The organism is Hyphomicrobium sp. (assembly GCF_036833075.1).
Classification (GTDB): Bacteria; Pseudomonadota; Alphaproteobacteria; order Rhizobiales; family Hyphomicrobiaceae; genus Hyphomicrobium_C.
This window is the reverse complement of sequence record NZ_DAITQL010000022.1, coordinates 46,872-53,980: the sequence shown is the minus strand read 5'-3', so window position 1 is coordinate 53,980 and position 7,109 is coordinate 46,872. Positions and strand designations below refer to the sequence as shown.

Annotated in this window: 7 protein-coding genes; 4 read left to right on the top strand and 3 right to left on the bottom strand. The window is 64.7% G+C overall.

Translation table 11 applies throughout. From position 1 onward, the window contains the following. From fdhF to V7082_RS08920, 4 genes are all read left to right on the top strand, one after another. Window positions 1-2,317, top strand: a 2,317-nt coding sequence (gene fdhF / locus V7082_RS08935; RefSeq protein WP_334147779.1) for a formate dehydrogenase subunit alpha, incomplete at its 5' end; no start/stop codon positions are given. Between the two features lie 30 nt (window positions 2,318-2,347). Further along, complete coding sequence (gene fdhD, locus V7082_RS08930) at window positions 2,348-3,169, top strand: formate dehydrogenase accessory sulfurtransferase FdhD (protein WP_334147778.1); 822 nt, start codon at window positions 2,348-2,350, stop codon at window positions 3,167-3,169. Window positions 3,170-3,198: 29 nt separating this feature from the next. After that, window positions 3,199-3,504, top strand: a complete 306-nt coding sequence (locus V7082_RS08925) for a formate dehydrogenase subunit delta (RefSeq protein WP_334147777.1) — start codon at window positions 3,199-3,201, stop codon at window positions 3,502-3,504. A gap of 136 nt (window positions 3,505-3,640) precedes the next feature. After that, window positions 3,641-4,060: a cupredoxin domain-containing protein gene (locus V7082_RS08920; RefSeq protein WP_334147776.1), complete on the top strand. Its 420-nt coding sequence runs from the start codon at window positions 3,641-3,643 to the stop codon at window positions 4,058-4,060. A 193-nt stretch (window positions 4,061-4,253) separates the two neighbouring features. Here V7082_RS08920 and V7082_RS08915 read toward each other — a convergent pair whose 3' ends face one another. The 3 genes from V7082_RS08915 to adh all read right to left on the bottom strand — a co-directional run bounded on the left by V7082_RS08915 (window position 4,254) and on the right by adh (window position 6,947). Continuing rightward, window positions 4,254-4,652 carry a DUF779 domain-containing protein gene (locus tag V7082_RS08915; RefSeq protein ID WP_334147775.1) on the bottom strand — a complete coding sequence of 133 codons (399 nt, stop codon included), beginning with the start codon at window positions 4,650-4,652 and terminating at the stop codon, window positions 4,254-4,256. Window positions 4,653-4,699: 47 nt separating this feature from the next. Beyond that, window positions 4,700-5,302 carry a cysteine hydrolase family protein gene (locus V7082_RS08910; protein ID WP_334147774.1) on the bottom strand — a complete coding sequence of 201 codons (603 nt, stop codon included), beginning with the start codon at window positions 5,300-5,302 and terminating at the stop codon, window positions 4,700-4,702. Between the two features lie 124 nt (window positions 5,303-5,426). Next, window positions 5,427-6,947, bottom strand: a complete 1,521-nt coding sequence (adh, locus tag V7082_RS08905) for an aldehyde dehydrogenase (protein ID WP_334147773.1) — start codon at window positions 6,945-6,947, stop codon at window positions 5,427-5,429. Window positions 6,948-7,109: the final 162 nt, after the last annotated feature.

Sequence of the window (7,109 nt, the reverse complement as noted above, 5' to 3'; positions counted from 1 at the left end):
GGTTCAGGGCACCTTCGCGCTGACCATCTCCGGCCGCGGCTTCGACAGCCGCGTCGCCGCCGGCATGGATGAAGCCTTCTTCGACAGCGAGTGCGTCTCCTGCGGCGCCTGCGTCCAGGCGTGCCCGACCGCGACGTTGATCGAGAATTCCATCATCGACAACGGCCAGCCCGAGCATTCCACCGTCACCACCTGCGCCTACTGCGGCGTCGGCTGCAGCTTCAAGGCCGAGATGCGCGGCGGGGAGGTGATACGCATGATGCCGTACAAGGACGGCCGCGCCAACGAGGGTCATTCCTGCGTCAAGGGTCGCTTCGCGTACGGCTATGCCACGCACAAGGACCGCGTGCTCACGCCCATGATCCGCGAAAAGATCTCCGATCCGTGGCAGGTGGTCTCCTGGGACGAGGCGATTAATTACGCGGCCAAGCGCCTCAAGGAGACGCAGGAGAAGTACGGCAAGGATTCGATCGGCGGCATCACCTCCTCGCGCACGACGAACGAGGAAGTTTATGCCGTTCAGCGCATGGTCCGCGCCGCGTTCAATACCAACAACATCGACACCTGCGCCCGCGTCTGCCACTCGCCGACTGGTTACGGCCTGAAGCAGACGTTCGGTGAATCGGCCGGCACGCAGGATTTCAAGAGCGTCGAGAAAAGCGACGTCATCATGGTGGTCGGCGCCAATCCGCCCGACGCCCATCCCGTGTTCGCGAGCCGCATGAAGAAGCGCATCCGCGAGGGCGCCAAGCTGATCGTCATCGATCCGCGCCGCACCGACCTCGTGTGCTCGCCGCATGTCAAGGCGGAGTATCACCTTCAGCTTCGCCCGTCGACGAACGTTGCGATCATGAACGCAATCGGCCACGTCATCGCGGCCGAGAACCTGATCAACCGCGATTTCGTCGCGCGGCGCTGCGAGCCGGCCGACTTCGCCCGCTGGGAGGAGTTCATCAAGCGGCCCGAGAACTCTCCGGAAGCGCTTGAGCCGATCACCGGCGTTCCGGCGCAGCAGGTGCGGGAGGCTGCCCGCCTTTATGCGACAGGCGGCAACGCGGCGATCTACTACGGCCTCGGCGTCACCGAGCATAGCCAGGGCTCGACGATGGTCATGGCGATCGCCAACATCGCGATGGCAACCGGCAACATCGGGCGCGAAGGCGTCGGCGTGAACCCGCTGCGCGGCCAGAACAATGTGCAGGGCTCGTGCGACATGGGCTCGTTCCCCCACGAGTTTCCGGGCTACCGCCACGTCTCCAACGCGGAGACGCGCGGGCTCTTTGAGAACGAGTGGAAGGTCCGGCTCTCGGGCGAGCCGGGTCTCAGGATCCCGAATATGTTCGATGCCGCCTCCGACGGCTCGTTCAGGGGCCTGTTCATTCAGGGTGAGGACATCGCCCAGTCCGATCCGAACACCCACCACGTCGAGCACGCGCTGTCGTCCATGGACATCGTCGTCGTGCAGGACCTGTTCCTCAACGAGACGGCAGCGTTCGCGCACGTCTTCCTACCCGGCACGTCGTTCCTCGAGAAGGACGGCACGTTCACCAATGCCGAGCGGCGGATCAACCGCGTGCGGAAGGTTGTACCCGAGCAGCAGGGCATGGCGGAATGGGAAGTCGTCTGCCGCGTAGCGACCGCGATGGGCTATCCGATGGCGTACAATTCCGCGTCCGAGATCATGGACGAGATCGCGCGGCTGACGCCGACGTTCAAGGGCGTGTCGTTTGCGCGCCTCGATGAGCTCGGCTCGATCCAGTGGCCGTGCGACGACGAGACTCCGGAAGGCATGCCGGTCATGCACGTGGAGGAGTTCACGCGCGGCAAGGGCCGTTTCATGCTGACGGGATTCGTGCCGACGGACGAGCGGACCAACCGGACCTTCCCGCTGGTGCTGACGACCGGGCGCATCCTCGCGCACTACAACGTCGGTGCGCAAACGCGGCGCACCGACAACGTCGCCTGGCACCCCGAGGACATCCTGGAGATCCACCCGCACGACGCCGATGTGCGCGGCATCAGCACCGGCACGAGAGTGTCGCTTCAGAGTCGCGTCGGCGCGACCACGCTCACGGCGATGGTGTCCGACCGCATGCCGCAGGGCGTCGTCTACACGACGTTCCACCATCCGGTAACGGGCGCGAACGTGATCACGACCGACAGCTCGGACTGGGCCACCAATTGTCCCGAGTACAAAGTTACGGCGGTTCAGGTCATGCTCTCGAACGCTCCGTCCGAGTGGCAGGAGGTGCAGCGCGCGCGCACGACAGTAAACAAGCGTATCTCCAGGGAAGCGGAACTCGAGCCGGCGGAGTAGTCCGCGACCTCGTCTGAGCCGTTGAGGTCCATGAACGTCAGAGCGAACGTAATCAATCGACCGGAGAGCGATCCGCGGCTTTGCTCGCGGGCCGCGACTGGCGAGCTGCGTTCGGCCGACGGCACCGTCAAGATGGTGACGTGGCAGCTTCCGGACGAAGTGCCGGTGGCCTTGCAGATCAACACCCAGCCGTTCACTGTTATGATGGCGACCCCGGCGAACCTGCGGGATTTTGCGGCCGGCTTCCTGCTGAGCGAAGGACTTATCCGCAGCGTTGGCGACATCACGGCCGTGATGGCGTTGCCGGTCGAGGGTGGCCTCGTCGTCGACGTCGCCCTGCCGGCCGACAAGATCGAACCCTCACGCATCGCACAACGCTCGATCGAAGGTCGCACGGGGTGCGGTCTTTGCGGGGTCGAGGATATCGGGTCGGTGATCAGGCCGTTGCCGGTGCTCACGCGCGATTGGGCGCCGGAGGCGGCCGTCATCGAGCGCGCGGCGCGCGATCTGCAGCGGCACCAGCCGATGAACCTTCTTAACCGGTCGGTGCATGGCGCGGCCTACGTTTCGCGGGCCGGTGACATCCTGCTCCTGCGTGAGGACGTCGGTCGCCACAACGCGCTCGACAAGCTGATCGGTGCCATCGCTCTGCAGGATCTGGACCGCAAAGCGGGTTTCATTCTCATGACCAGCCGGTGCAGCTTCGAGCTTGTGCAGAAGTCGGTCGTCGCCGGCATCGGCGGTCTGGTCACGGTATCGGCGCCGACGGCGCTGGCGCTCGATCTCGCAATCAAATCCAATCTGTTTCTCGCGGCACTAGGGCCTGGCGGTCCTGTTGTGTTCAACGGCTGACCAGTCAGTCTCATCAACGGAATTCAAGCATGCACGTCAAAGACCTCGTCCGCATGGCCAACCAGATCACCGACTTTTTCGCCCTCTATCCGAAGAACGAGGCGCTGGATGGGATCGCCAAGCACATCCATGCGTCGTGGGAGGCGCGGATGCGCAATGCGCTGAAGGCCCATATCGACAACGGCGGAGCTGGCTTGAAGCCGCTCTTTCTCGAGGCGATGACCGAGTACTACAAGGGGCCTTCGAGCCCGAACGCCCGGCGCGTCCACCCGACGCGGTCGTCTGCGCCGAAAGGCGCTGAGCCGAGCTTCGCCGACGGCGGCGGCGACGGCTGAGCCGTCCGACTCTCGTTGACACATGACTGCAGATCAGGTGCGGTATGGCTTTCGAGCAGCCATGACGGAGCCTCTGTCCATGATATCGTTGTCGTTCTTGCCACGCGCTGCCCTTGCCGTGACCGTTGGATTGGGCATGTTCGCAACGCCGGTGACGGCGGAGGCCGCCGAGCGCCACATCGTCGTCACCGCCGTCGAGCCAAAGGGCGGTGTGACGGTCGACAAGGAGCCGTTTCCCGAGACGCCGCTCCCCGAAGGGGCGGGCTATGTGCTGAAGAAGCCCGACGACAAGGGTCGCTGGGAGATCGCGGTCTACGTCTTCGAGCCGCGCCAGATCTTCGTCGATGAAGGTGACGAGGTGACCCTCGAGTTCGTCGGCATCAACGGCGCGAGCCACCCGATCACCATTGATGCCTATGGCCAGTCGTTCGAGCTGAAGCGCGGCCAGGTGAAGAAGGTGACCTTCACGGCCGACAAGCCCGGCCGCCATAGCATCGTCTGCTCGGCCCACCAGCCGACCATGACTTCGGAGCTGATCGTGGCGCCGAAGAAGTAGCGCATGCTACGAGCGAGAGGGGCTCCTCATCCGCGGGGCACGGAATTGCCCGCCCATGCGGTCATTTGTATGCAGGCCGGTTGCGCAAACCCAACGTCACTCCGGTGAAGCCTGCCCCGGCGAAGGCCGGGGGCCGGAGTCCAGACGCACTTGCGCATGTCGAAACGCTGTTTCCATCTGAAACGGAAACTCGCTATGCCGCCGCCGGCCGCTCGACGCCGGTCGGCGGCGGGCCGAGCTTCTCGAGCGCCTCGGACTCGCCATCCGTGTAAACGCGCGAGCGGGTGAGGAACCGCACGCCCTCTGGTGCCTCGAGCGAGAAGCCCGAGCCGCGCCCGGGCACCACGTCGATGATGAGGTGCGTGTGCTGCCAGTAGTCGAACTGCGCAGCCCCCATGTAGAACGGCTGCCCACCGATCTCCCCCAGATACACGTCCTGCGCGCCGACGCGAAACTCGCCCCGTGGGTAGCACATGGGCGCGCTGCCGTCGCAGCAGCCGCCCGACTGATGGAACAGCAGAGGTCCATGCATGTCGTTGAGCTTGGCGATCATCGCCAGAGCCTCCGGCGTCGCCGATACACGTTCGACCATGGTGACCTCCATGAGGGGCTTCAGGGGAGATGGCGCCAATGATGCCGTCAGGTCGGGACCTTGTCTCCCGACGGCACCACGATCGCGAACAGGTCGGCCAGCGCCGTGAGCGCACCATCGTGCACCATGGAGGCCGGCAGATCGCCACCCAGCGGGTTGGGCAGCGTACGCGTCGCCGTGGCATTGCCGACCACGGTGGGACGATAGCCATGGTTGAACGCGGCCCGCGCCGTCGAGTTGACGCACACATGGGTCATGAAGCCCGCGAGCACAAGATCGGTGACGCCGAGCCGCTTGAGCTCCGCGTCGAGGTCCGTTCCCTCGAATGAGGAAGGATAGGCTTTCGTGATGACCTTCTCGCCCGGTGCGGGCGCAACGACGTCGGCGATGGCGCCGATCGGCGCCTTGGTGTCGTAGGGCGTTCCGGGGCCCGCATCGTGCTGGATGTGGATCACGGGTGTCCCCGCATCGCGCGCGCGCTTCAGGAGCGCTGCGCATTCCTTAAGCGCGGGCTCCACGCCTTCGAGCTGCATCACCCCCTCGCGGTAGGTCTGCTGGCAGTCGATCAGCACGAGCGCCGATTTGGAAAGCGGGGCCGGCGTGCCGGGCATTGCGAGCAGCGAGCGGAGCGTGGGGCGGGCATCGGTCATTGACGGAAGATCCTTGTCGGGGGAGTGAAAGGGCATGCCTTGAACGGAAACAGCGCGGCCTCGCGGCCGCGCTGCATCGAGGGAACCGGATCGGACGGCCTGGCCGGGCCGTAGCGATCCCGTCTTAGAAGAAGCCCAGAGCTTTCGGGCTGTAGGAGACCAGCATGTTCTTGGTCTGCTGGTAGTGATCGAGCATCATCTTGTGCGTCTCGCGACCGATGCCCGACTGCTTGTAGCCACCGAACGCGGCGTGTGCCGGGTAGAGGTGGTAGCAATTGGTCCACACGCGGCCCGCCTGGATGGCGCGGCCGAAGCGGTAGGCGCGCGTGCCGTTGCGGGTCCACACGCCCGAGCCGAGGCCGTAGAGCGTGTCGTTGGCGATGGCGAGCGCTTCCTCGTCATCCTTGAACTTCGTGACCGAGACGACCGGCCCGAAGATCTCTTCCTGGAACACGCGCATCTTGTTGTTGCCGGCGAGGATCGTCGGCTTCACGTAGTAGCCTTCAGCCGCTTCGCCATCGAGGATGTTACGCTCGCCGCCCGTCAGCAACTGCGCGCCTTCCTCCTGGCCGATTTTGACGTAGGAGAGGATCTTCTCGAGCTGGTCGTTCGAGGCCTGTGCGCCGATCATGGTCGAGAAATCGAGCGGATGGCCCTGCTTGATGGCCTGGACGCGCTTCACCGCGCGCTCCATGAAGCGATCGTAGATGCTCTCGTGCACGAGCGCGCGCGAGGGGCAGGTGCAGACCTCGCCCTGGTTCAGCGCGAACATCGCGAAGCCTTCGAGCGCCTTGTCGAAGAAGTCGTCGTCGTGATCGGCGACGTCGGCGAAGAAGATGTTCGGGCTCTTGCCGCCGAGCTCGACCGTGCTCGGGATGATGTTCTCCGACGCGTACTGCATGATGAGGCGGCCGGTCGTCGTCTCGCCCGTGAAGGCGATCTTGGCGATGCGCTTGTTCTGGGCAAGCGGCTTGCCGGCTTCGATGCCGAAGCCGTTGACGACGTTGAGCACGCCCGGAGGCAGCAGGTCGCCGATGAGATCCATCAGCACCATGATGCTCATGGGCGTCTGCTCGGCGGGCTTCAGCACGATGCAGTTGCCGGCGGCGAGGGCCGGAGCCAGCTTCCAGCAGGCCATCAGGAGCGGGAAGTTCCAGGGAATGATCTGGCCGACGACGCCGAGCGGCTCGTGGAAATGATAGGCCACGGTGTCGTGGTCGATCTCGGAGATCGCACCCTCCTGGGCGCGCAGGCAGCCTGCGAAGTAGCGGAAGTGGTCGATGGCGAGCGGGATGTCGGCGGCGGTCGTCTCGCGGATCGGCTTGCCGTTGTCGAGCGTCTCGACCATGGCGATCAGCTTGAGGTTCGCCTCCATCTTGTCGGCGATCTTGAGCAGGATTTGCGCGCGCGCGGCCGGAGCGGTGGTGCCCCACGCGGCACGGGCCTTGTGCGCGGCGTCGAGCGCGAGCTCGATGTCCTCGGCCGAGGAGCGGGCGATGTCGCAGAGCGGTTTGCCGGTGACCGGGGTCAGGTTGGTGAAGTACTGGCCTTTGACCGGGGCAACCCACTGGCCGCCGATGAAGTTGTCGTAGCGCGGACGAATGCGGATCTGTTGAGAAAGCTCGTTCAAAGCCTGTTGAATCATCAGATTTTCCTCCTTGAGGGCAACTCAATCCCAGGTGAGCGCCGGGCGCGCGTCCTGGTTGTTCTTCGGTTTTGGATGACGTGCTGTTTAATTAGTGAGGCGGTCAAGGCGCGTCTATTCGCCAAAGGTCCTAGGTCCTTCACGAAAGGACGGTAGCCCGGA